This window comes from Spirosoma endbachense (genome assembly GCF_010233585.1).
Lineage (GTDB): Bacteria > Bacteroidota > Bacteroidia > Cytophagales > Spirosomataceae > Spirosoma > Spirosoma endbachense.
Map to the genome: position 1 here is coordinate 8485845 of NZ_CP045997.1, position 21920 is coordinate 8507764.

Genomic DNA, 21920 nt, shown 5'->3' on the forward strand with positions numbered 1-21920 from the left:
ATGACGCAGGTAGAATAAAAAAGCAATGGCCGGGTCATTCCCGGCCATTGCTTTTTTATTCTGAATATGTTCAAAAGAAGGTTTTACGACCCAATTCATCATTGACAAGATAGAACAATTAGTTGTCTACTACGTCGTAATCGGTTACCAATCCATCCGCAGTCAAGTGGACGATTACATAATGAGGGTCTTTATCGGTCACCACTTTATAACCCAGTATCTGACCTACCGGGCTATCATGTCGCTCGATACCATGCCCTTTGACATCCATTGTATTGATAAACGAAATAGATTTTAGTCCTGCTAGTTCACGGCTGCCTCCGGAAAAATCCCGCCGGGCTCCGGGCGTGATTCCAGGCGTTTCCTCAACTGCTTTACCCCCTTGCGACATAGCCTTTAGAGCTGTCTCGATTTGCCGGGTACGAGTTGGGTCTGGGTCTGGTATCGCCTTTGTTAACCGAAAAAGCGGACCAATACGAGGGATTTTACGTTCTTCTTTGCCATTCTTCCAGATTAATTCGCTCACCTCACCTTTTGCATCAGGATTGAATGTTATAGAAACCTCCCGATCTGTCGACGCAAAGTGGGTGGGTGTTTCGGGCACAAATTCTTCATCCGCAAAACCATCGACCAGCGTAAATAACCGACCATTTTCTGCCAGGAAGGTAATCATTCGATTGTTAGCCAATTCATAGCGCCCTTCAAAAGCGGTTAGTTCTTTAGGATTGACGGGTACGACTGTGCGTGTGGCTGGTGTCTTGGCCGCATAACCCGGCCACTTATATTCTTTGGCGATCGCGTCCACGATTCTGCCGAGCATCTGAGAGTTGTCATTGGCATTGATCATAATGGCCACTCCTTGCCCCGTTTCAACAGTGGCTGTCATCAGGGCGTCGAAGCCTTCGTCCCGACCGTTATGTCCAAAACGCATTGTATGCCCTTCACCTTGCAGGAAAACACCCAGCCCGTCATTATCCTTTTGATCGGTAAGCATTTGCTTTGTCATTTGTTGTGTCAACAATGCACCAGCCTTACCGGCAAAAGCATTCTGAATACTGATTGCAAAACGCGCCAGATCGGAAGGAGTTGTCCACAATCCCGCAGCGGCCATCTCGGGATAAATATGCCAGTGGCCTTTAACCAGACTACGATCGCCATAGTGCCCTCTAGCCGTGGCTCTCGCTTTATCAGCCGGTAGCGGCTGTTGGTATGTACTTGCCTGCATATTCAGCGGTTCCAGTACGGCCTCCTGCATGTAAGTAGGAAACGATTTGCCCGTCACATCCAGCATGAGTTGTTGCATGACCGTATACCCTCCACCGGAGTAACGCCAGCGAGTACCGGGAACAAAATTCACCCGAACGGGAGCCGTATTGGCGGGGGGCGAACCATCCAGAATCTGTACGATTGATGGCACAGGACTGCCTACCTCGTAGCCAGGGAATCCATGAACGGTTAAGCCTGTGGTGTGGCTGAGCAAACCCCTCAGCGTTACTTTCTTGTCCTTCGTGAATTCATTCTCGGGTACTTTCCAGGTACTCAATTTAGTGTTAACATCCTCATCGAGCGCTAGCTTGCCTTGTTCAACGAGCCGGAGTGCTCCGACGGCAGCAACCGATTTGCTGATAGAACCTGCCTGAAATAACGTAGTGGTGGCGAGTGGAGTAGAACCGGTTTTGTCGATGTATCCATAGCATTTGGCCTTCACGATTTTACCATCCTGAATAATGGCCAGTGATAACCCAGGCACGTGCCGTTTTTGTAGTTGATTCCGAATGAAATCGTCCAGGTCATCAGCCTGAGCATATGTAATAAGGAGCAGAAACGAAAGAAGGAGGGCGGGCTGAAAACGTCGACACATAGTGGTTATAGGGTTCGTTCAGGTGATTCTAAAAAGACGGGTAATAAAGTTAGCAGCTTATGCAGTTGCAGGATCGTTTAAAAGACAGTATCAACGTCCGGAAGTTGCATACGTTTTACGGCAACAACACCCTCTTAATCAGGATATTCTTAAAAAAGAAACTATTCAGATGCTGTATTCTATCCTGACATGTCAATATACTCCCGATATATCAGGATTTACCTTCAGGTCAGTATGCTGTGTATAAATAGAAAAACGGCCTTTCTGAGCAACTGGGGCTATTTTTTTGCCTTCTTCGCTAAATGGTATGGTAGTTGGCACTATAAAGTAGACTGGCTGCTGAAGAACAGTAGACTGGGTCGATTACAGAAAGAACCTCCCAATTCTAACCATGACTACACTTACCTACGATATCATTATCATCGGCACCGGTTCTGGTGGTGGTACAATTGCCCAGCGTTTAGCACCGTCGGGAAAGCGAATCCTGATTCTCGAACGGGGCGATTTCATTCCGAAAGAAAAAGAAAACTGGGACGTTACGGAGGTTGTCGTCAATGGCCGCTACCGCACCGATGAGGTTTGGTACGACAAAGATAACCAACCCTTTAAACCGTTCACCCATTATGTAGTAGGCGGTAATAGCAAGATGTACGGTGCTGCCAGTTTCCGGCTTCGGGAGTCTGATTTTCGGCAGACCCAACACCAGGCGGGTATCTCGCCAGCCTGGCCGCTGACCTACGCTGACTTTTCGCCTTACTACGACCAGGCCGAACAACTGTTTAGTGTTCACGGTCTGCGGGGCAGTGACCCCACCGAGCCCCCTGCCGCCGAACCGTTTCCGTTTGGGCCGATTAGGCCTGAGCCGTTTGCTGAAGAATTGTACGAAAACGTTCGGCAGACTGGCCTGAAGCCTTTCCCAATTCCGATGGCGGTACGGCTCGCCCAGGACAAGCCCGAACGACCCGATGCGCCGACGGTGCTGGGTAATTTTGATGGTTTTCCCGACCCTTCTGAAGCAAAAGCTGACTCGCATGTGACCGGCGTTCGGGCCGCTCTGCAACACCCTAACGTAATGCTGCTGACAAATACGGTTGCTACCCGACTCATTACCGATGAGGATGGCCAGCGCATTACGGCAGTACAGGTGCAACGCAACGGCCAGACCGAAACCTATCAGGCTAATGTAGTGGTATTGGCGGCCGGGGCCATCAATTCGGCGACTTTACTCCTGCGATCGGCTAATGATCAGCACCCCAATGGGTTAGCAAATAAAAATGGCTTGGTGGGACGGAATTATATGGCCCATATCAACGGCTGTTTGATTGCCTACACGCCCGACAAATTAAACACCTCGTTTTTTCAGAAGTATTTCTGCATCGGTGATTATTACGAATCGACTCCCGAACATCAGCATCCGCTGGGTGAAATTCAATTAATGGGGAAAAACGATCCACCGACGGTGGTTGGTTTAGCTACCGATTTCCTACCCGACAAAGAGGCCAATTGGCTATCGACCCACAGTATTGATTTCTGGCTCACTGCCGAAGATCTGCCTGATCATGAGAATCGAGTAACGCTCACGCACGATGGAGCCATTCAACTCATCTACCACCGCGAACGCAACAACGTAGGGGCTTTTGAGGCCTTAAAGCTAAAACTCAAAGAGTTATTCGAGAAACTAGGCGATATTGACCCGGCTCTGAAAACGGTGTACTGGTCGGGCTATGACCTCGGAATCAGCGGTGTTTCTCACCAATGTGGCACGCTCCGCTTCGGTATCGATCCGGCGACTTCGGTGCTCGATGTGAACTGCAAAGCCCATGAACTCGACAATCTGTTTGTGGCTGATGCCAGCTTTTTCCCTTCGTCGGGTGCCTATAATCCGTCGCTGACAACGGCAGCCAATGCCTTACGGGTAGGCGACTATTTATTGAAAAACGTGCTGTAATCGAACGGTGATGCACCTCAACGCGCCATGAATTACAGTACAGGTTTACGCGGGGGAGTCTATGCTACCCGATTTGCTGGCACTCTACTATACGCTACTGGACAATGGCTATTTCGAGCATAAAATTCATCTTGATTTTTACTGTGATGGCTCTCATGCCGAATGGTTCTGGGGGCGCGAACTGGAACGCGCTGTTCGCTGGCTTTTCAGCGACGAAATCGCACCCATCCAGGAGTCACCATTGGCTAGTGTCGATGAAAACGCCCGCGAAATTCGCTTACAACTACCCTTCCTGAAAGCCGAATTGCTGAACGGTTACGGCCAAGTGATTTATAGCCTCAATGGCAATTCAGGCCAGATCATTCCACTTCGACCGCATTGGCGGGGTTTGTTTGCCCTCCCGTGTACGCTGCCTAATCAACGGATTGAACTCAAAAAGATCATGCTATGAAACGTACCCTTACACCTATTGTGCTCTTGTTCTTTCAGTCTTTCATTCTTTCACTGCTAATGCTGCCTGGCAGTGCCCAGACTGTAAAGGAAGTGTTACGGCCTACCGTTACAGTATCTGATTTAGACCGGGTATTGCCTTTTTATACCCAAACCCTGCCATTTGAACTGGTTGGTATTCAGGACATACCGATTGCGGTAATACGTGAATTATTTGGCGTGAAGAATGCCGGAGCGACGGCCCGTATTGCTACACTTCGCCTGGGCAATGAAACCCTTGATCTGCTCGATTTTGGCAAACCAGAAACCGGTGCCGTAATCCCTGCCGATTCGCGTAGCAACGACCGTTGGTTTCAGCACGTAGCCATAGTAGTAAGCGATATCGATAAAGCGTATAGCCTGCTACGTCAGCATAAAGTGGCCCATGTATCATCGTCTCCACAAACGCTCCCGGCCTACATTTCGGCTGCTGCCGGAGTAAAGGCTTTTTACTTCCGCGATCCCGATGGACACGTACTTGAACTCATTTCGTTTCCGGCTGGTAAAGGAAAACCCAACTGGCAGCCTACCGGTAGCCAGGAAGCTGATCGATTATTTCTAGGCATCGATCACACGGCTATTGGCAGTGCCGATACCGATTCATCACTGGCGTTTTACAGGGATGTTCTTGGACTGAAAATCAGCGGTTCCAGCGAAAACTACGGCCCGGAGCAGGAGCACCTGAATCAGGTATTTGGCGCGCACTTGCTGATTACGGGCCTTACGGCCGGAGCCGGGCCGGGTGTCGAACTGCTCGATTACCTAACCCCACCGGGCGGGCGACCATACCCCGCTTCATCGCACGTAAATGACCTCTGGCATTGGCATACAACCTTGTTGATCAGTCAGTTAGATACCGTATTTCGGATTATTCAGCAGAAAAAATATTCTATGATTTCGCCGGGCATTGTTCCGATTTCTTATCCGGGCATTCCGGCTCGACGTGGGCTATTGGTTCGCGACCCCGATGGTCATGTACTGCTGCTTTGCGAATAAACCGGTTCCACTTTACTCAATGCTCAATTTCTGTACAATCAATAAAAACCATTCACGATGAAAACGAAATCATTTCTTGTTCTCGCCCTGGGCCTATTGGTATCTGCCCCTTTATTTGCTCAGTTTCCGGCTAAAGTAGACGGAAAGTACCTCCAGAACCTCGACGCCAACGGCTGTGCCCTGCAAGGTTATGACTGTGTAGCGATGTTTACGATGCCTGATTCGACCATCAAAGGCAAATCAGAATTTGCATCCAGCTTTGAAGGAGCCAACTACTGGTTCGCTACGGCGGCAAACAAAGCCACATTCGATGCTGCCCCCGCCAAATATGCTCCCCTATATGGTGGCTTCTGCGCCATAGCCGTATCGGAGGGGAATCTCCGCCCGATTCAGGTCTGGACGCATGGCATTACCGACGGCCATTTGGTCGTGAACCACAATGCTAAAGCCCGCAAGCTCTGGCTTGCCAAGCCTTCGAAACACCTGAAACAAGCTCAGGAAAAATGGCCGACTGTCAGCCAGAAGGATGCCAAATACGATATTCTTCATGGTGATGAAACGCAGGAGTCACTCTCAAAAACATCGTTTGAGGGGCCCGTCAAATAAGCAAATTCCGGATACTGTCAGCACCATAGATTGCTGACAGCTACCTAAATCGAGTGGTGTCAGTTTCTTAAAACTGACACCGTAAGCATACCGCGCGAAAGCACTACATGGTCCTCAAATCGCCACGGCGAACTGTCGCATCGGCGAACCGTCCTCTCCGTGTCAGTTTTGAGAAACTGACACCACTCAACACATCACTCAAGCTGACTAATAACCATCATTCATAAAACTCCCTGTCATGAATTTATTTCGACTAGTCCTGTTCACGTTTTTCGGTTTGCTGGTCCAGCATAGGACACAAGCTCAAGTCAAAACTACCTACGTTCTGACCCAGGAAAGCTGCAAGAAAATTGCGGCTGCATCGATCAAATATGCCGTCGATAACGCAGCGCCAGGAGGCAGTATCGCCATTGTAGATGCGGGCGGGCATCTGCTCTACCTCGAACGAATGGACAACACGTTTGCGCAGGCCGCCGAAGTCTCGTATGAGAAGGCACGTACGGCGGCTTTGTTTAAGAAAGACACCAAAGCTTTTGAAGACAACATCAACAGCGGACGGGTAGCTCTCACGACCGTTGGCCCGGTGATGTTGCAGGGTGGCTTGCTTATCGTTTACAAAGGGGAGGTTATTGGAGCAATTGGGGTTAGCGGCACCAAAAGTGCCGATCAGGACACCGACGTAGCGAAAGTTGGTATAGCGGTTAAACTCGACTAACTATGAAGCCTTTTCTTTCGTTTGCCGTATTGATCCTGACACTGGTTTCGGTGCGGGCGCAGGAAATTCGGGAATTAGCCTGGGGCAATCCCATAACGGTAGTCGATTTGCGAACAGAAGCAGGAAGTCAACTGGTAAACGCGAACTGGCAAAGTCTGGACGCTCAAATTAAACCAGCCTCTTTCAATGCACCCGGCCCGTCGACGACCGATAAACTCCTCCTCTATCCAACGGGTAAACCAGTCAGTACATATACACTTGAGCCACGCTGTGGAACTCCGGCCTTTCAACAGGCGCAATGGTCAGCCGTAGCCGCAACTGATCTGGAAACCCGGCGTGGGAATGGGTTACTGAGCCACGTCTGGTATCGAACAACTATAACGATTCCCGCAACAGTTGGAACAGTTCCCGTAACGGGTTCGCGGGTTCTGTTTGAACTTGTAGCCGACGATTACAGCGAGGTCTGGGTAAATGGCACGCTCCGAAAATCGTTTGGGGCCAGGGCCAATGGTGTTATCAATGGCTATAACGCCCGACAGCGCGTATGGCTCACGGATAGTGCCAAACCCGGCGAAACGATCGAATTGGCCGTGCTGGTAACGAACGGCCCTATCGCCGATTTGCCCAACAACTACGTCTGGATTCGGAGTGCAACCCTCGATTTTTATGCTGAAAAGCCGATACCAGCAGAGTGGAAGAACCTCGGCCTGTTAACAATGGTACAGGATGAATTGAAACAGGTGATGGACCCCAGCACCCGGATTCAGAAAGTAGCTGATGGGTTTCAATTTACCGAAGGGCCGGTATGGCACCCTGACGGCTATCTGCTCTTCAGCGATCCAAACGCCAACGTCATCTACAAGCACGACCCGGCAATGGGTAACATAACGGTGTACATGACTAAAACGGGCTATACTGGTTTCGACATCGGCGAGTACCACCAGCCAGGTTCCAACGGACTGGCCATTGACCCCGCTGGCCATTTGATTGTGTGTCAGCACGGGAATCGGCGGATAATCCGCGACGAAATCAAAGGGCCAATGACCATTTTATCGGATGGTTACGACAGTAAAAAACTGAATAGCCCCAACGATCTGACCGTAAAAAGTAATGGTGATGTGTATTTCACCGACCCGCCCTATGGTCTGCCAAATGCCTTTGCCGATTCACGTAAAGAGCAACCTCATTCGGGTGTATACCGCATCCGAAACGGCAAAACCGATTTATTGACGACCAATTTAGGTGGTCCAAACGGGATTGCATTTTCGCCCGACGAAAAATACCTCTACGTCTCCAACTGGGACATTCGGGACATTCACAATACCAAAACGCTCTGGCGCTTTGAGGTAAAACCCGATGGCACACTAACAAATGGCAAGGTTTTCTTCGACATGAACAACACCGACGATGACGAGGCTTTAGACGGCATCAAAGTCGATACGAAGGGGTACATTTTTGCTTCAGCACCGGGTGGTGTCTGGATCATTTCGCCCGAAGGGAAGTATCTCGGCAAAATCATCGGCCCCGAACGCCCGGCCAACATGGCCTGGGGAGACGACGGCAAAACGCTCTACCTCACGGCCCATACTGGCTTATACAAAATCAGAACGCTCAACGGAGGAAAACTAGCGAAGCCAATGGATTATTAAGGATATCGTCCGGCCTGTGTCAGCAATTGGCGTAAAATCACAAGATCAGCCTGGTTGAAGCGAAGTATTTTAATTGTAGCCTGTCCGATTCAAGTTAGGGAAATAATCTCTCCGTCAACAGTCTGAAAATGAGAAGCCCACTCATGGATCCTCGGATTAAACAGGCGAACAATGTCGTTGTAATCGTCAAGAATCGTCGTCAGGTCAGACCCTTTATGATTGTTACAGTGCGGACAGGAGAACGCTAGATTTTCAGGTTCATTACCGCCCCCGTGTTTGATACTAACAATATGGTCAACCTCGAACGAGAAAAACAAATCGTCCTCATGAAACCGACAGTATTCACATCGATGCTCTGCACGATTAGCCACCAATTCCCGAACCTTAGCGGGTATTGCCTGTCTCATTTCGTTAACAAGAGCCGGGCGCGGGCTTTAGTTAAACTGATAAATAAATCCAGCGTCAAAAACTGCTCCAGTTCAACGCTCTCTTCGCTTGTGATAATTCCATCTTTTTTTCGATCAACCAGGGTTTCGAGCCGGGCAGATAGATGGGGCGATGCTTTTAGCGTAACGATTTTGTCGGGAGCCATCTGGGCCATTTGGATAGCCACGTCGCCGAAGGCTTCAGTAACACTCATAACCAGGTCGGTTGGGGTTGTATCAAAACTACAAAAAACAGTCACTTTTCAAGGTAATATCTCTCATGTTTCAGAAACCAAATCAACGATTAGTTGGCCAGACAGCCATTGTCACCGGTGCCAGCTCGGGCATTGGTAAAGCGACTGCCATTGCGTTAGCCAGTGAAGGAGCCAGCGTTGTGATCAACTACATTGGCAACCCAGCCGGGGCAGAAGAAGCTGCCAGCCTGATTCAGGAAAACGGTGGTCAGGCACTGCTCGCACAGGCTGACGTGAGTAAAGAAGATCAGGTACAGCGGATGTTTGCCGATGCGGTTGATGCCTTCGGTACGGTCGATATTCTGGTGGCGAATGCAGGCTTGCAGAAGGATGCAAAATTTATCGACATGACGCTCAAAGACTGGCAGTTTGTGCTGGATGTGAACCTGACTGGTCAATTTTTATGCGCCCGCGAAGCCGCCCGTGAGTTCCTGCGTCGTGGTACACGCCCGGACGTTTCGCAGTCTATCGGCAAAATTATCTGTATGAGTTCAGTCCACGAAATTATTCCCTGGGCAGGCCATTCGAACTATGCAGCCTCCAAAGGTGGGGTGATGCTGCTTATGAAATCCATTGCGCAGGAGTTGGGTGGCTACAAAATTCGGGTCAACAGTGTAGCTCCTGGCGCTATTCGAACACCCATCAACCGGGGAGCCTGGGAAACACCACAAGCCCTGTCGAGTCTCATGCGGCTCATTCCCTACAAACGAATCGGCGAAACTTCCGACATTGGCTCGACCGTTGCCTGGCTTTGCTCCGACGAAGCCGATTACATTCACGGCCATACCCTCGTTGTCGATGGTGGCATGACGCTGTATCCTGGTTTTGAAGATAATGGGTAATAAAATAATTTCTGTTTACACCCGTCCGCTGCAGGGGTTGGCTGACGCAAAATATAGCCAATGCCCCCGCCTAACAGAAAGCCGTTTCACTGATTCAGTGGTGTCGGGTTCTCAAACCCGACACAGAGAAGACGGTTCGCCATGGCGATTCTTAAAACCTCGTAAGCATGATATGAACAAGGTTTTAAGAAACCTCTCTCGTCGGGTTTGAGAACCCGACACCACTGAATCAGCTGACTGTACCAAAGTATAAACCATCTGGTCATGAGACGCAGGCAGGCATCTCTACAAACACCAAACCTTTTCTAATGAAACCGCAAAAAAAGCAAACACGTCAATCAGCCGAACAGCTTCGGTTGCAGGAGCAATATACTGGTCAATACGACTGGCTGCATTGGGGTCCTTATCTGTCGGAACGGCAGTGGGGAACCGTCCGCGAAGATTACAGCACCCATGGAAACGCCTGGGAGTATTTTACACACGATCATTCCCGTTCGCGGGCTTATCGCTGGGGTGAAGATGGGATTGCCGGTATTTCGGACGACAAACAACGGCTATGTTTTGCACTGGCGTTCTGGAATGGTCATGACCCGATCCTGAAAGAGCGGCTCTTCGGGCTAACGGGCAATGAAGGCAATCATGGCGAAGACGTGAAGGAACTGTACTATTACCTGGACAGTACGCCGACACATTCCTATATGAAACACCTCTACAAGTATCCGCAACGGGCTTTCCCCTATGCTGATCTTGTTGAGACGAATCGTTACCGCGACCGCAATCAACCTGAATATGAGCTGTTGGACACCGGCATTTTTGACGAAAGTCGGTATTTCGACATATTCACGGAGTATGCTAAAGCCGCTGACCATGATATCCTGATTCGGATTACTGCCTATAATCGAGGTTCTGAAGCAGCTCCATTGCATCTGTTGCCAACGCTCTGGTTTCGGAATGGCTGGTCATTTGGGCAGCTCGACAGAAAGCCACGCATCCGGCGAGGTCCAGACGGAGAAGGCTCTGGTAGTGTGACCACTGAGCATCCTGAACAGGGCGACTATACGCTGTATTTTGAGCAGACCGACAAAGTGCTGTTTACTGAAAATGAGACCAATACAGACCGTTTGTTTGGCGTTCCAAATGCACATCCGTTTACCAAAGATGCTTTTCACCAGGCCATCATTGGTGGCGCTATCGACGGAGTAACGCAACGAGTTGAAGGATCAAAAGTGGCCCCCCTTTATCAGGTTATCATACCTGCCGGCGAATCCATTACGATAAAACTACGGCTGACACAAGCCACGAACAGTCAACCTCTGGGGGCTGAATTTGACGAACTTTTCGCCAGACGTATTGCAGAAGCCGACCAGTTTTATGCCGCCATTCAGGCACAGAAAGCCGATGCCGAAACGAAACAGATTCAGCGACAGGCCTTTGCAGGAATGCTCTGGTCAAAGCAGTTTTATCATATTGATATACCACAGTGGCTCAACGGCGACCCCGGCCAGCCTGCTCCGGCTACCGAACGCAAAAACGGTCGTAATCATCAATGGCGGACGCTCAATAATGAGGACATCATTTCAATGCCCGACAAATGGGAGTATCCTTGGTATGCGGCCTGGGATCTGGCTTTTCATTGCGTACCATTGGCCCGAATAGATCCTCAATTTGCTAAAAATCAACTGATTCTGTTTTTGCGCGAGTGGTACATGCATCCAAACGGGCAGCTGCCCGCTTACGAATGGGCTTTTGGTGATGTAAACCCACCCGTTCATGCCTGGTCGTGCCTGGCGGTTTACAAGCTAGATGCCGAACGGACGGGCGTGGGCGACGTAGATTTTCTGAAACGGGTATTTCAGAAACTGCTGCTCAATTTTACGTGGTGGGTGAACCGCAAAGACGCAAAAGGCAACAACGTATTCGAAGGTGGATTTCTGGGTTTAGACAACATTGGTGTATTTGACCGCAGCAATCAGATTCCCGGTGGGGGTCGGCTCGAACAGGCCGATGGTACAAGCTGGATGGCGATGTATTGCCTGAATATGCTGGAAATGGCACTCGAAATCGCCAAAACCGATGTCACATACGAGGACGTCGCAACCAAGTTTTTTGAGCATTTCGTTTACATTGCCGAATCGCTCAACCGCATGGGCGAAGACTGGGATGGCTCCTGGGATGAGAATGAGGGGTTCTTTTACGATATTCTGGAACTGCCCGGCGATCACTATATTCCACTGAAGATCAGATCATTAGTGGGCCTTTCTACCATGTTTGCCGTCCTGAAAATTCCGAAAAGTATCTTTACCAAACTGCCTGATTTCACCAAACGGATGCGCTGGTTTCAGCAGTATCAGAAGCAGGGCAAGATGCATGTGGTTGTCGATGACATTGCCGAAAACGAAGATCTGCTGTTGACATTGATTCCGCCGGAGCGGTTAGAGCGATTGCTTCATGCCATGCTCGACGAACGAGAGTTTCTGGCACCGGGTGGTATTCGGTCTATCTCAAAAATCCACGAAAATGGCTACTCAGTGCATATCGACGGACAGGAATTTGGTCTGCGCTACGAACCCGGCGAATCGTCGAGCGGGCTTTTTGGCGGCAACTCCAACTGGAGAGGACCGATCTGGATGCCGATGAATTACCTGCTCATTTGCGCCCTCCGAACGTATCATAGCTACTACGGCGATCAGGTACGGGTTGAGTTTCCGACAGGCTCTGGCCACCGGGTAGCACTTGGCGAAGCGGCTTCTATGCTGGCTCAGCGGCTAACGGGCATTTTTCAACCCGATACCAACGGCCATCGGCCGGTCAACGGCAAGGAAAACCGGTATGCCACTGACCCGCACTTCAAAGATCTCGTCTTGTTCTACGAATATTTTCACGGCGACAATTCCCAAGGCGTGGGTGCCAGCCACCAAACGGGCTGGACCGGCGTAGTCGCCGATCTGATTGGCTAAGAACGCCAGTTTTCTGGTTCGGTGGTTCGTGATGTCAGTTTTGAGAAACTGACATCACAAAAAACCGACACCACGCTATCATGCTAAACAGGCACCACAAGAAGTCGGCGGGCCAGCCAGCCAACCAACTACAAATACCAAACCCAAACCTTATGCATTACGTTCTAACCAGCAATTTTGATGACATCGCCCAGCGCGAATGGCTCATCACCAATGGGTTGGGGGGCTATGCCAGCAGTACACTGGCAGGGGCCAATTCCCGACGGTATCATGGATTACTTGTTGCCGCGCAGCACCCACCCACCGACCGGCAGGTGCTGGTCTCGAAAGTTGACGAAACGCTGTTGACGGAGCAGGGTGCAGTTGCTTTGTCGAGCAATCGTTATGGCGACTTTGTTCATCCGCAGGGCTGGCAACACCTGGTCTCTTTCGAACGATTGCCATTACCCAAATGGGTTTATCAGGCAGGAGAACATCGCATTTCTAAAACCGTGTTTATGGTACAAATGGCCAACACAACAATGGTTGTTTACCAAAACCTCGGCAAAAAGGCGGTTACGCTTCAGCTAATGCCGTTGTTCGTTCAGCGTGATTACCATAGCCTGTTTCACCAGAGCGACTATGCGAACTACTACATTGCTCAGACCTATCCCTACCTGAAACTCTATGCTCATTATGGAGCAGCACCTGTGTATTGGGCGTTTTCATCAGGAGCGTTTACCGAAAATCGCGCCTGGTATAATCAGTTTACGTACCGGGAAGAACAACAGCGCGGCCTGGATTTCACGGAAGATGCTTATTCAATTGGCCATGTAGAGACCCGATTGGAGCCGGGCGAAGAGTGTTTTCTTACCTTTTCGACCGACGAGAAACTCCTGATTCCGGCCCCCGCCGACCTAAGGGCTTCGGAAGTCAGGCGAGTCGAAGAGCTTCGCCAAAGCCAGACTGAACCGTTTTTACAGGATCTGGTCGCTTCGGCCAACCAGTTCATCGTACAGCGACAATCAACCGGATCGCCGGCCGCCGGATCGCCGGCCGCTCAAAGCGAGACGATTATTGCGGGCTATCACTGGTTTACCGATTGGGGGCGCGACACAATGATTGCGCTACGTGGTCTGTGCATTTCGTTAGGTCATCAGCAGACAGCCCGACGGATTCTGGCCACTTTTTTTCGCTATCTGGACGATGGCATGTTGCCCAACCGCTTCCCCGACAATAGCCAGGACCCGATTGAGTACAATACCATAGACGCTACACTCTGGTTGTTTGTGGTTCTTTATGAATACCACCAGCGATTCAACGATCTGGCATTTATCGAACAGCATTTCGAGCAGTTGCTGGCTATTCTGAATGCGCACAAAAGCGGTACTCGCTATGGCATTCATGTTACCGACGATGGATTGTTATACGGCGGAAAAGGTACAGCTCAGCTGACCTGGATGGATGCCCGCGTAGGCGATTATGTCGTAACTCCTCGCCACGGCTGCCCGGTTGAGATTAATGCACTTTGGTATAATGCGCTGAAGATCACGATTTATTTCGCAAAGCAATTGCATCGAAAACCCGATTTATATGCGCTCATGCTCCGACGGTTTGAGGAGAGTTTTCGGCCTGCTTTCTGGAACGAGAAAGGGTATCTGAACGACGTAGTGATTCCTGGTGGATCGCCCGATAGCAGCATTCGTCCCAATCAGATCTATGCGCTCAGTTTGCCGTTTCCCCTGCTGAACAAGGCCGACCAGCAACAAATTCTGGCAACGGTCGATAAGCATTTATATACTCCTTATGGACTGCGGACGCTCGCACCCACTGATCCGGCTTTTGTGGCTGTGTATGGGGGCGACTCGTGGCTGCGCGACACTGCCTACCATCAGGGAACTGTCTGGCCGTTTTTGCTGGGCGAATACTGGCCCGCTTATTTCCGGGTTCATGGTGATTCGGTCACAATGCGTAAGCGGATGTATACCGAACTGGCTACGTTAAAACAGCATTTTTATGAGCACGACTGTTTGTTCGGAATCTCCGAAATTTTCGACGGCTTACACCCGCAGCAAGGTCGTGGAACCGCCAATCAGGCATGGTCGGTAGGGGCCATTGTCAAACTGTTAGCAGACTATCCGGCACAATTACCCCGTATTAAAGATGCAAACTCTTCAGAAAAACTGGTCTCTGTACCTGATTGAAGCCTGGGCATTGGGGATGTTCATGATCTCAGCCTCATTGGTCGTAATTGTTGTGGAGCATCCTGCCTTTCCGATTCGGGAGGTTATCCCATCGTCCATGATTCGTCGGGCGCTGATCGGTATCGCGATGGGGCTTACGGCCATTGGCCTGATTTATTCAGGCTGGGGCAAACGGTCGGGGGCACACCTGAATCCGGCCGTTACCATTGCCCAATGGCGACTTAACCGGATCTCTACCATTGATGCGCTGGCTTACATTCTGGCGCAATTTGTTGGTGGTTCACTGGCAATTGCGTTGCTGTACTGGCTTATTCCCAATTATTTGGCCCACCCAACGGTGAACTTCGTGGCCACGCAGCCTGGCCCAACCGGTATCTGGACAGCCTTAGGGTTCGAGTTTGCAATGGCCTTTGGGATGTTAATGATGGTGCTTACACTCAGTAACTCTTTCCGGCTGGCTCCCTTCACGGGATACTTTGTAGGCCTAGTTGTGGCGCTATACATCACCTTTGAGGCCCCTATTTCGGGGATGAGCATCAATCCGGCTCGTACGGTTAGCTCCGCTTTTTCTGCACAACTATGGACGGGCTGGTGGCTTTATTTCGTCGGGCCTATTACGGGAATGTGGTTAGCGGGCTGGCTTTACCGGCGCAACTACCGCCGACGTTTTGGCCAGTGCCGAACCATGGCGATGCACTTGTCCGGAGAGAGAAATGGCTGCCAGAGCTATCAGGTATTGTGGTGGAGCAAAGACGAAGGATAGGTTAAACGATACATGATGTAGCTATTTCGGGCGATCCTGAATTCAGATGTGCTGTTGGATAATGACAGCACGACAGCTGACGCCATACCATCTAACAACCTGATAATGAATAAAATTTACCAAAAATCACTAATCCCATCATGAAAACAATTCTAATTACAGGAGCAGCAGGCAATCTGGGCAAAGCCGTTGTTGAGCATCTCCATCAACAAGGATATCAGGTTCTGGCAACCTTTAGCACCGACCGCGATATAAAACTCTATGACCATCTGCCAAACGTTCGTTCGTATGTGGTGAATGTGCTGGATGAGGCCAGCGTTGATGCGTTCATGACCTCAACTGCCGATTTCGATCTGCGGGCGGTCGTATTGCTGGTGGGAGGTTTTGCCATGGGAACAATACAGGAAACCGATAGTCGCCTGTTGGAAAAAATGATTGACCTCAACTTCATGTCAGCATTTAACATCATCAAACCCCTGATGAGTCGCTTCGAACAACAGGGTGGAGGTCAGTTTATATTGATTGGCGCACGGCCCACGCTAAATCCTGCCGAAGGCAAAGGCATGGTTGCCTATGCCCTCAGCAAGGCATTGGTTTTTGAACTGGCCAAACTCATCAATGCAGCGGGTAAACTGCATCACACCACGGCTACGGTAGTTGTACCCAGTACGGTAGATACTCCAGCGAACCGGGCCGCCATGCCCGATGCAGATTCGGCTTACTGGGTTCCGGCCGAAAAAATAGCGGATTTAATTGCCTTTCTGGTGAGCGATACGGGGCGTATGACGCGCGAAACAGTCGTAAAAATCTATAACCGGGCTTAACTGACAATACAATGATCGAAATATTTATCATGCTGTTTTATGGCTATTTGTTCGTTGGAGCCGTATTTGGACTGTATTTCATTGGCTGGGGTGCTTCTCGCCTTGACGAAGAAGCGAAAACACTAAGTCTGGCCGTTCGGCTGTTGCTCCTGCCCGGCTCTTTCGCACTCTGGCCGTTACTCTTACGGAAGTTACTACAGCATCAACCTCCCTCGCCTACCGATTCTAAACCCTCATTGCCATGAACGTAAAACTTCGGCGGACACACCGCATCATGTGGTTTCTACTGGCCATCGGTCTGCCGATTGGTTTCGTGGCCGCTTTGCAATTGAACAGAATACCACCCATACAGGAGCAACTGATCAGCCAGCCACTAGCCCCGGCCCTACCGATACTGATAAAGGCCGTCGACAAGCCGGGTATATCAGTTAATCTGCGCCGGGAAGCTCAATCATCGATGCGACAGCTTGAACTAGTTGTCCGGCAACCGCTGGAAGTTCCCTCGATCGTTGTTCGGGTTGGAACCGGGGCAAATCCGCTTGCCGTCGGAACGCTGGAGGTATCGGGCGTCTATCGGTTTCCCCTGCCTGATTCGAGTAGTCATCCTGCCATTACGCTCGTGGATGAGATCCATCACACGACGCTACAAACCATTCATTTTTAAGCCATCATGGGACTACACTACCAAGCTGTTTCCTGGAACCGTCAGAAAACACGATACGATTGGGCCATTACGAGTTTTGTGGGATTGTATCTGGTCATTTTCTGCGGTCTCCAGATGGTATTATTTCCCGATGTAACGGCCGAAACGGTTATCATTCGGGCGACCAGTACGCTTGCCTTTCTGATGCTGCACATCATCCTGGCGATTGGGCCACTCTGTCGACTCAACCCTCGCTTTTTACCGTTGCTCTACAACCGACGGCATCTGGGGGTAACTATGTTTCTGATCGCGTCGGTACATGGCCTATTCGGCCTGATTCAGTTCCATTCGCATGGAAACGTCGATCCGCTGATTTCACTATTTACCTCAGAACCGGACTATCGGCATTTTTCCCAGTTTCCGTTTCAGACACTGGGATTTTTTGCGCTGCTGATTCTATTCCTGATGGCTGCTACGAGCCACGATTTCTGGCTCAAAAACCTGACTCCCCGCATCTGGAAAACGCTGCATATGGGTGTTTACGTAGCTTATGGCCTGATCGTGATGCATGTATTGCTGGGCGTATTGCAGCAGGAAACCTCAGTCGTTTATGCGATGTTGCTTGGCCTGGGGATGCTCAAACTTATTGGCCTTCATCTGGCCGCAGCCATCGTGAGCCAACGGCGTGATATACATCCATCAGGTCAGGAAACGAACGGTTTTGTTCAGGTATGCGACGTACGTGACATTGCCGAAAATCGGGCAAAAACGCTGATGATTAATGGACAGAACATTGCCCTTTTCCGGTATGACGGTAAACTATCGGCAGTCAATAATCAATGTCGGCACCAGAATGGGCCACTAGGCGAGGGTAAAATCATTGATGGTTGCATCACCTGCCCCTGGCATGGTTATCAGTATCTGCCACATAACGGGCAGTCGCCCCCTCCGTTCACCGAAAAAGTGGAAACCTATGCCGTAAAATGCATGGGTACAACAGTTTGGGTCAACCCAACGCCTAACCCGCCCGGAACACCCCAACCACCAGCGTTCATTTAATGGAAATTGAGGCCCTATGCCCCATTTCGCTCATTTACTCTTTTTACTCTTCAGTCTAGATGAAACCAGACAATGATTTTTATATCGGCTGGCAGGCCGATGTGCCAACCCCATTTCGAAAAGCGGTTCGTTGGGCTATACTAGTACTTGCGGTAGTTTTGCCCCTGCTTGCGGGGCTTCTTGTGTGGCAGCAGCAAGGTTTTTCGGGAGCCGTATTTGAGTATGGCAAACTAACCACTTTAGAAGGTGAGTTAATTCGGACACCCGTACCCTTTTTGCGAATTCCGGTAAAACAGGCTGTCGGAAATGCGCTTCTTTTTGAGCGTGTGTTGCTCATCGGCTATAACAAACGGGGCGCCGATTCGACCCTCAATCAGTGGGAAGCGAAGCAGGGATCGTTAACCAATAAAACGTTAACAGTAAGAGGGACACTCATTTACCACGATGGCAAAGCAGCTCTTGAATTGACCGAAGAAGCCGACGCATTAGTCCGTGTTTCAGTTCCAGCACAGCCTCTCCGGCCTGAATCAGGCAGAACTCAGGCTCAACCTATGACAGAAACGGGCAATCTGGGTATGATAACAGTAACAGGCGAAATCACCGATCCGAAATGCATGCTTGGTGTGATGAAGCCGGGTGAAGGACGGCCGCATCGTTCGTGTGCAGTACGGTGCATTTCAGGCGGTATTCCGCCTTTATTATCGGTACGTAACAGCCAAGGGCAGGCTAATTACTACCTGATTGTCGGGCCAACGGGGCAATCGCTTAACGCCAGTATCCTGACCGACATTGGCCGACCTGTTCAGCTGCGTGGCCGTCTGGAGCAGGCCGACAACTGGCTGATTCTCTACACGGATTCTATACAGCCCATAGCTCAGGCCCCACTTGATGAAGCGTTTCAAATCGCAATGTGCCACTAGAAAATCAGAAATACTCGCCGAAGTTGAAGAAGAGCCCTTGGGAGTCGTTTAACCCAAAACCATAATCAATCGCCACGTTCAGACGGGAGAATTTATTGGTAGTCAACCGAAGGCCAACGCCTGCGCCCGGTGCAAATGGACCAAGCCGGTTCGTAAGCGCTTCAGAGGCAATCTGATTATTGACAAAAACGACTCCGCCAAGTAGTCGATTTCGGGTAATAGGGAAACGATATTCAGCCTCCTGATACAACAGGTTTCGCCCTCTGAAACGCCCCTGCAAATAACCCCGGCCTGAATTTTCGTACATATCCCCCCCTGTGCTCGGTAAGTCAAGATAGGGAGCATTTCCGCCAAATGTAAATGCATTGTAGGACCATAAAGCCAGCAATGCATCCGAAGCCGACGGTAAGGTGACGTATTTCCGGCCTTCCAGGGTCAGGCTCTGGTAATTGGCATCGCTGCCCAACGCTCTAAAGTTAGGGCGAAATACCAGATTAAGATAGGCAGATGGCTCAGGGTTCTGTGAGTTCATCCGGCTATCGTAGAGCAGATTGAACGATACCCCGGACGACACCGACCGGCCCTGTGTTCCTACCGTGTAATTGGGTATAGTAGCCTGGTCGTTTTGCGAGGTGAGCGTTCGAATGTTCCAGTGATAGTCCAGATGATAACCGATACCTATATACGTATTCGGTCTGACTCGTTTGAGCAACGTCTGATAGAGTCGTAAATAAGTAAAATCAATGTTGAGTTCATCCGTTGGTTTAGTCGATGTGCCAATTCCAAACGTAGCTTGTGGGTATTTATAGAGTCGATAATCGCCTACCCAGTTGAAGTGGTTATCTGGTGTCCAGGTGTTAAGCCGGGTAGCAAAAAACAATTGATTATTCTGCGTGTAGGCCACCGCCGGAATGATGGTCGAGGCATTGGCACCAGGACGACGATACATAACATTACCCTGAATCTGGCCTAAAAAACCCGTTTGTAGCGTATACCCCACCACGGGCAGCAGCCACACGAATGTGCGTCCAAGCGGCATGGTAACGGTATCTTCGTTTTTCAGCGTCATAAATGGAAGTAACTTCCTGACTACGTCCAACAAATCACGTTGTTCGCTGAGCGGTACAATACGGCTTCGTGTCGAGTCGTCTAAACTTGCCGGTTGGGCATGTGTGATTAGCATTGTCCCGCTCATAAACAGAGCAAGCACAACGCGCGTATACGTTGACATGTTCGTTAAAAGGAGAAAGATGGTTAAAAAAGCCAGCTGATTTCGGGTGCAAAAACAATACTACGCGTAAGACCATCGGGCCGAACCTCACGGGTTGCCAGGGGTGTTCCAGCCGTAAAGCCGATGCGCATTTTGGGGTTTACAGACCACCAGCCGGCCAGCGTTGCATTTAGTGTGAGTCCCTGAGAGCCGCTGATCCTGACTGAATTGCCAGCTGCATTCGTGTACGTATCTTCTGTCAGGTGATAAATACCCAGCAATCCACCATTCAGGCTAAATCGAGTATTTATTGCCCATGTGTAAGCGGCACGAGCCAGTACATCAGCTTTGCGATTAAACTGATTCGATGGCGGATAGGCTGGCGCTTCGGGTTTATTACTCAGATTGGGTAAGAATGAATTATCGTTAGTGCCGGTCAGCGGTTGCTGCCAGCCAGCCGAAAATTGCCATCGACTGTCACTTACCGAAATGCCGGTTATTAAATCGATAGTGCCAAGGCTGCTCTGGTATTGCATTGGCAGTGGACGGCCGTCGCTTTTCAGATTTCCTCCATTTAGCGGCAGTTTGGCACCCACCGTTACCGAGGTTGCCCACTTAGCTTTAGCCGGCAATGTGTATGTGCCCGATAGAATCACATCGCCCAGGCCAGTAGCGTTTCCTAAATTACCGCTGGCGTAATTGGCGGTAAGTTTTGCCTGAATAGCCCACTTTGCCGACAGTTGGTTATCATATTGAATGCCCGGTGCAAACACAAAAACTCCTTCATCCCCCAATCCTACCGGTAGCAGAAGGGTAATTTTTTGCCCTTTGCTGTCAGCCGTCCCGTGCTGTTTCAGGGCACCGATGGTGCAGAAGCCAGCATCGCTACACCCTTGAGCGACAGCAGATAACTTACTCAATAAAAGCAGGGGTACGATCAGATATGCAGGTATGAGGTAGTTCATGAATTGGGTTTTTAGGTACAATTGTGTCGTGCCTTTCGTACTGGTCGCGCTTATTTCAGCTCCGCATTTCCGAAATGCACAGAAAATCGTTTACACCAGATTAGTACGTATCGTTGCTGGTTTCGTGAAATGCCTTCAGGTACATCTACGAAAAAGTAGCCGGTAGCGGTTAGCATACTAACCTCAGTGAAATTTCTGGCTTGCGTATCCGTGGCTAAATAGATCCGTAAGTCAGGCCCTACATCGCTTTGGAAATTTTTAAAAACCAGTGTTTGTCTGCCATTACGTTCATACAGCCGCACCGTTCCACTTACGGTATGAACCCCATTTTGGAACGTCCCGGACGCACGTAATTGCTGACCGGTTGTATCAAATGCCAGAGCCGGATCAATAGTGCTGACTGGTATCCCCCCGTTGCCTAAGGGCACCAGATCTTTGGGCTTGATACAGCCGCCAAACACCAGAATCAGCAGGATAAAGGGGATTGCCTGTTTCATGTGTATCGTTAATGGATTTCTTTATCAAGCCAGCTATAACTTTCGTAAAAAAAGCTGGCAATGGATTTCGCGTTGTTACTGCCTGAGACAGGAAGCATTGCTCCCTTCCAATCC

General features: G+C 50.1%; 21 protein-coding genes. 15 read left to right on the forward strand and 6 right to left on the reverse strand.

Annotated elements, in window-relative coordinates:
* Positions 1-118: 118 nt before the first annotated feature.
* Positions 119-1861 (reverse strand): serine hydrolase, encoded by a 1743-nt coding sequence (locus GJR95_RS34375; RefSeq protein ID WP_162390158.1) that lies wholly within the window; start codon positions 1859-1861, stop codon positions 119-121.
* A gap of 391 nt (positions 1862-2252) precedes the next feature.
* Between GJR95_RS34375 and GJR95_RS34380 the strand changes: the two genes are divergently transcribed.
* The 6 genes from GJR95_RS34380 (at position 2253) to GJR95_RS34405 (ending at position 8264) form a co-directional block, all read left to right on the forward strand.
* Positions 2253-3809, forward strand: coding sequence for a GMC oxidoreductase (locus GJR95_RS34380; protein ID WP_162390159.1), 1557 nt, complete (start codon positions 2253-2255; stop codon positions 3807-3809).
* A gap of 61 nt (positions 3810-3870) precedes the next feature.
* Positions 3871-4260, forward strand: coding sequence for a hypothetical protein (locus GJR95_RS34385; protein WP_162390160.1), 390 nt, complete (start codon positions 3871-3873; stop codon positions 4258-4260).
* The gene (locus tag GJR95_RS34390) at positions 4257-5294 is read left to right on the forward strand and encodes a VOC family protein (protein ID WP_232540959.1); all 1038 of its coding nucleotides are present in this window, start codon (positions 4257-4259) and stop codon (positions 5292-5294) included. The genes GJR95_RS34385 and GJR95_RS34390 overlap by 4 nt, the downstream gene beginning before the upstream one ends.
* Before the next feature lie 57 nt (positions 5295-5351).
* Positions 5352-5900 (forward strand): YHS domain-containing (seleno)protein, encoded by a 549-nt coding sequence (locus GJR95_RS34395; RefSeq protein ID WP_162390161.1) that lies wholly within the window; start codon positions 5352-5354, stop codon positions 5898-5900.
* A 238-nt stretch (positions 5901-6138) separates the two neighbouring features.
* Entirely contained in the window at positions 6139-6615 is a 477-nt protein-coding gene (locus GJR95_RS34400; RefSeq protein ID WP_162390162.1) for a GlcG/HbpS family heme-binding protein, read from the forward strand.
* 2 nt (positions 6616-6617) lie between these two features.
* On the forward strand, positions 6618-8264 hold the full coding sequence (locus GJR95_RS34405) for an SMP-30/gluconolactonase/LRE family protein (protein WP_162390163.1): 1647 nt from the start codon (positions 6618-6620) through the stop codon (positions 8262-8264).
* 89 nt (positions 8265-8353) lie between these two features.
* On the opposite strand, the gene GJR95_RS34410 is transcribed toward GJR95_RS34405, so the two are convergent.
* Together GJR95_RS34410 and GJR95_RS34415 are read right to left on the reverse strand one after the other, a co-directional pair.
* Positions 8354-8671, reverse strand: a complete 318-nt coding sequence (locus GJR95_RS34410) for an HNH endonuclease (RefSeq protein WP_198424767.1) — start codon at positions 8669-8671, stop codon at positions 8354-8356.
* Complete coding sequence (locus GJR95_RS34415) at positions 8668-8904, reverse strand: hypothetical protein (RefSeq protein WP_162390164.1); 237 nt, start codon at positions 8902-8904, stop codon at positions 8668-8670. Before GJR95_RS34415 ends, GJR95_RS34410 begins: the two co-directional genes overlap by 4 nt.
* Before the next feature lie 65 nt (positions 8905-8969).
* On the opposite strand from GJR95_RS34415, the gene GJR95_RS34420 reads away from it, so the two are divergent.
* The 9 genes from GJR95_RS34420 (at position 8970) to GJR95_RS34460 (ending at position 19134) form a co-directional block, all read left to right on the forward strand.
* Entirely contained in the window at positions 8970-9785 is an 816-nt protein-coding gene (locus tag GJR95_RS34420) for an SDR family oxidoreductase (RefSeq protein WP_162390165.1), read from the forward strand.
* Positions 9786-10093: 308 nt separating this feature from the next.
* The gene (locus tag GJR95_RS34425) at positions 10094-12742 is read left to right on the forward strand and encodes an MGH1-like glycoside hydrolase domain-containing protein (RefSeq protein WP_162390166.1); all 2649 of its coding nucleotides are present in this window, start codon (positions 10094-10096) and stop codon (positions 12740-12742) included.
* 152 nt (positions 12743-12894) lie between these two features.
* Entirely contained in the window at positions 12895-14925 is a 2031-nt protein-coding gene (locus tag GJR95_RS34430) for an amylo-alpha-1,6-glucosidase (RefSeq protein WP_162390167.1), read from the forward strand.
* Positions 14885-15688 (forward strand): MIP/aquaporin family protein, encoded by an 804-nt coding sequence (locus GJR95_RS34435; RefSeq protein WP_162390168.1) that lies wholly within the window; start codon positions 14885-14887, stop codon positions 15686-15688. The genes GJR95_RS34430 and GJR95_RS34435 overlap by 41 nt, the downstream gene beginning before the upstream one ends.
* 140 nt (positions 15689-15828) lie before the next feature.
* Positions 15829-16512 carry an SDR family NAD(P)-dependent oxidoreductase gene (locus GJR95_RS34440; protein ID WP_162390169.1) on the forward strand — a complete coding sequence of 228 codons (684 nt, stop codon included), beginning with the start codon at positions 15829-15831 and terminating at the stop codon, positions 16510-16512.
* Positions 16513-16523: 11 nt separating this feature from the next.
* Entirely contained in the window at positions 16524-16757 is a 234-nt protein-coding gene (locus GJR95_RS34445; protein WP_162390170.1) for a hypothetical protein, read from the forward strand.
* Positions 16754-17176, forward strand: coding sequence for a hypothetical protein (locus GJR95_RS34450; protein ID WP_162390171.1), 423 nt, complete (start codon positions 16754-16756; stop codon positions 17174-17176). The genes GJR95_RS34445 and GJR95_RS34450 overlap by 4 nt, the downstream gene beginning before the upstream one ends.
* Positions 17177-17182: 6 nt before the next feature.
* On the forward strand, positions 17183-18214 hold the full coding sequence (locus tag GJR95_RS34455; RefSeq protein ID WP_162390172.1) for a Rieske 2Fe-2S domain-containing protein: 1032 nt from the start codon (positions 17183-17185) through the stop codon (positions 18212-18214).
* A gap of 59 nt (positions 18215-18273) precedes the next feature.
* Complete coding sequence (locus GJR95_RS34460; protein WP_162390173.1) at positions 18274-19134, forward strand: hypothetical protein; 861 nt, start codon at positions 18274-18276, stop codon at positions 19132-19134.
* A 4-nt stretch (positions 19135-19138) separates the two neighbouring features.
* Here GJR95_RS34460 and GJR95_RS34465 read toward each other — a convergent pair whose 3' ends face one another.
* Genes GJR95_RS34465 through GJR95_RS34475 form a run of 3 tightly spaced genes read right to left on the reverse strand, consistent with a single transcriptional unit; the run spans position 19139 to position 21806 of the window.
* Positions 19139-20365 carry a BamA/TamA family outer membrane protein gene (locus tag GJR95_RS34465; protein WP_162390174.1) on the reverse strand — a complete coding sequence of 409 codons (1227 nt, stop codon included), beginning with the start codon at positions 20363-20365 and terminating at the stop codon, positions 19139-19141.
* A 23-nt stretch (positions 20366-20388) separates the two neighbouring features.
* The gene (locus GJR95_RS34470) at positions 20389-21309 is read right to left on the reverse strand and encodes a hypothetical protein (RefSeq protein WP_162390175.1); all 921 of its coding nucleotides are present in this window, start codon (positions 21307-21309) and stop codon (positions 20389-20391) included.
* A gap of 50 nt (positions 21310-21359) precedes the next feature.
* Positions 21360-21806 (reverse strand): DM13 domain-containing protein, encoded by a 447-nt coding sequence (locus GJR95_RS34475; protein WP_162390176.1) that lies wholly within the window; start codon positions 21804-21806, stop codon positions 21360-21362.
* Between the last annotated feature and the right edge of the window lie 114 nt (positions 21807-21920).

Bases quoted from the DNA above. Each gene is read 5' to 3' on its own strand.
- GJR95_RS34430 (WP_162390167.1), top strand. From the start codon at position 12,895: ATGCATTACGTTCTAACCAGCAATTTTGATGACATCGCCCAGCGCGAA.
- GJR95_RS34420 (WP_162390165.1), top strand. From the start codon at position 8,970: ATGTTTCAGAAACCAAATCAACGATTAGTTGGCCAGACAGCCATTGTC.
- GJR95_RS34410 (WP_198424767.1), bottom strand. From the start codon at position 8,671: ATGAGACAGGCAATACCCGCTAAGGTTCGGGAATTGGTGGCTAATCGT.
- GJR95_RS34415 (WP_162390164.1), bottom strand. From the start codon at position 8,904: ATGAGTGTTACTGAAGCCTTCGGCGACGTGGCTATCCAAATGGCCCAG.
- GJR95_RS34395 (WP_162390161.1), top strand. From the start codon at position 5,352: ATGAAAACGAAATCATTTCTTGTTCTCGCCCTGGGCCTATTGGTATCT.
- GJR95_RS34475 (WP_162390176.1), bottom strand. From the start codon at position 21,806: ATGAAACAGGCAATCCCCTTTATCCTGCTGATTCTGGTGTTTGGCGGC.
- GJR95_RS34435 (WP_162390168.1), top strand. From the start codon at position 14,885: ATGCAAACTCTTCAGAAAAACTGGTCTCTGTACCTGATTGAAGCCTGG.
- GJR95_RS34465 (WP_162390174.1), bottom strand. From the start codon at position 20,365: ATGTCAACGTATACGCGCGTTGTGCTTGCTCTGTTTATGAGCGGGACA.
- GJR95_RS34405 (WP_162390163.1), top strand. From the start codon at position 6,618: ATGAAGCCTTTTCTTTCGTTTGCCGTATTGATCCTGACACTGGTTTCG.
- GJR95_RS34400 (WP_162390162.1), top strand. From the start codon at position 6,139: ATGAATTTATTTCGACTAGTCCTGTTCACGTTTTTCGGTTTGCTGGTC.
- GJR95_RS34450 (WP_162390171.1), top strand. From the start codon at position 16,754: ATGAACGTAAAACTTCGGCGGACACACCGCATCATGTGGTTTCTACTG.
- GJR95_RS34385 (WP_162390160.1), top strand. From the start codon at position 3,871: ATGCTACCCGATTTGCTGGCACTCTACTATACGCTACTGGACAATGGC.
- GJR95_RS34455 (WP_162390172.1), top strand. From the start codon at position 17,183: ATGGGACTACACTACCAAGCTGTTTCCTGGAACCGTCAGAAAACACGA.
- GJR95_RS34460 (WP_162390173.1), top strand. From the start codon at position 18,274: ATGAAACCAGACAATGATTTTTATATCGGCTGGCAGGCCGATGTGCCA.
- GJR95_RS34390 (WP_232540959.1), top strand. From the start codon at position 4,257: ATGAAACGTACCCTTACACCTATTGTGCTCTTGTTCTTTCAGTCTTTC.
- GJR95_RS34440 (WP_162390169.1), top strand. From the start codon at position 15,829: ATGAAAACAATTCTAATTACAGGAGCAGCAGGCAATCTGGGCAAAGCC.
- GJR95_RS34380 (WP_162390159.1), top strand. From the start codon at position 2,253: ATGACTACACTTACCTACGATATCATTATCATCGGCACCGGTTCTGGT.
- GJR95_RS34445 (WP_162390170.1), top strand. From the start codon at position 16,524: ATGATCGAAATATTTATCATGCTGTTTTATGGCTATTTGTTCGTTGGA.
- GJR95_RS34375 (WP_162390158.1), bottom strand. From the start codon at position 1,861: ATGTGTCGACGTTTTCAGCCCGCCCTCCTTCTTTCGTTTCTGCTCCTT.
- GJR95_RS34470 (WP_162390175.1), bottom strand. From the start codon at position 21,309: ATGAACTACCTCATACCTGCATATCTGATCGTACCCCTGCTTTTATTG.
- GJR95_RS34425 (WP_162390166.1), top strand. From the start codon at position 10,094: ATGAAACCGCAAAAAAAGCAAACACGTCAATCAGCCGAACAGCTTCGG.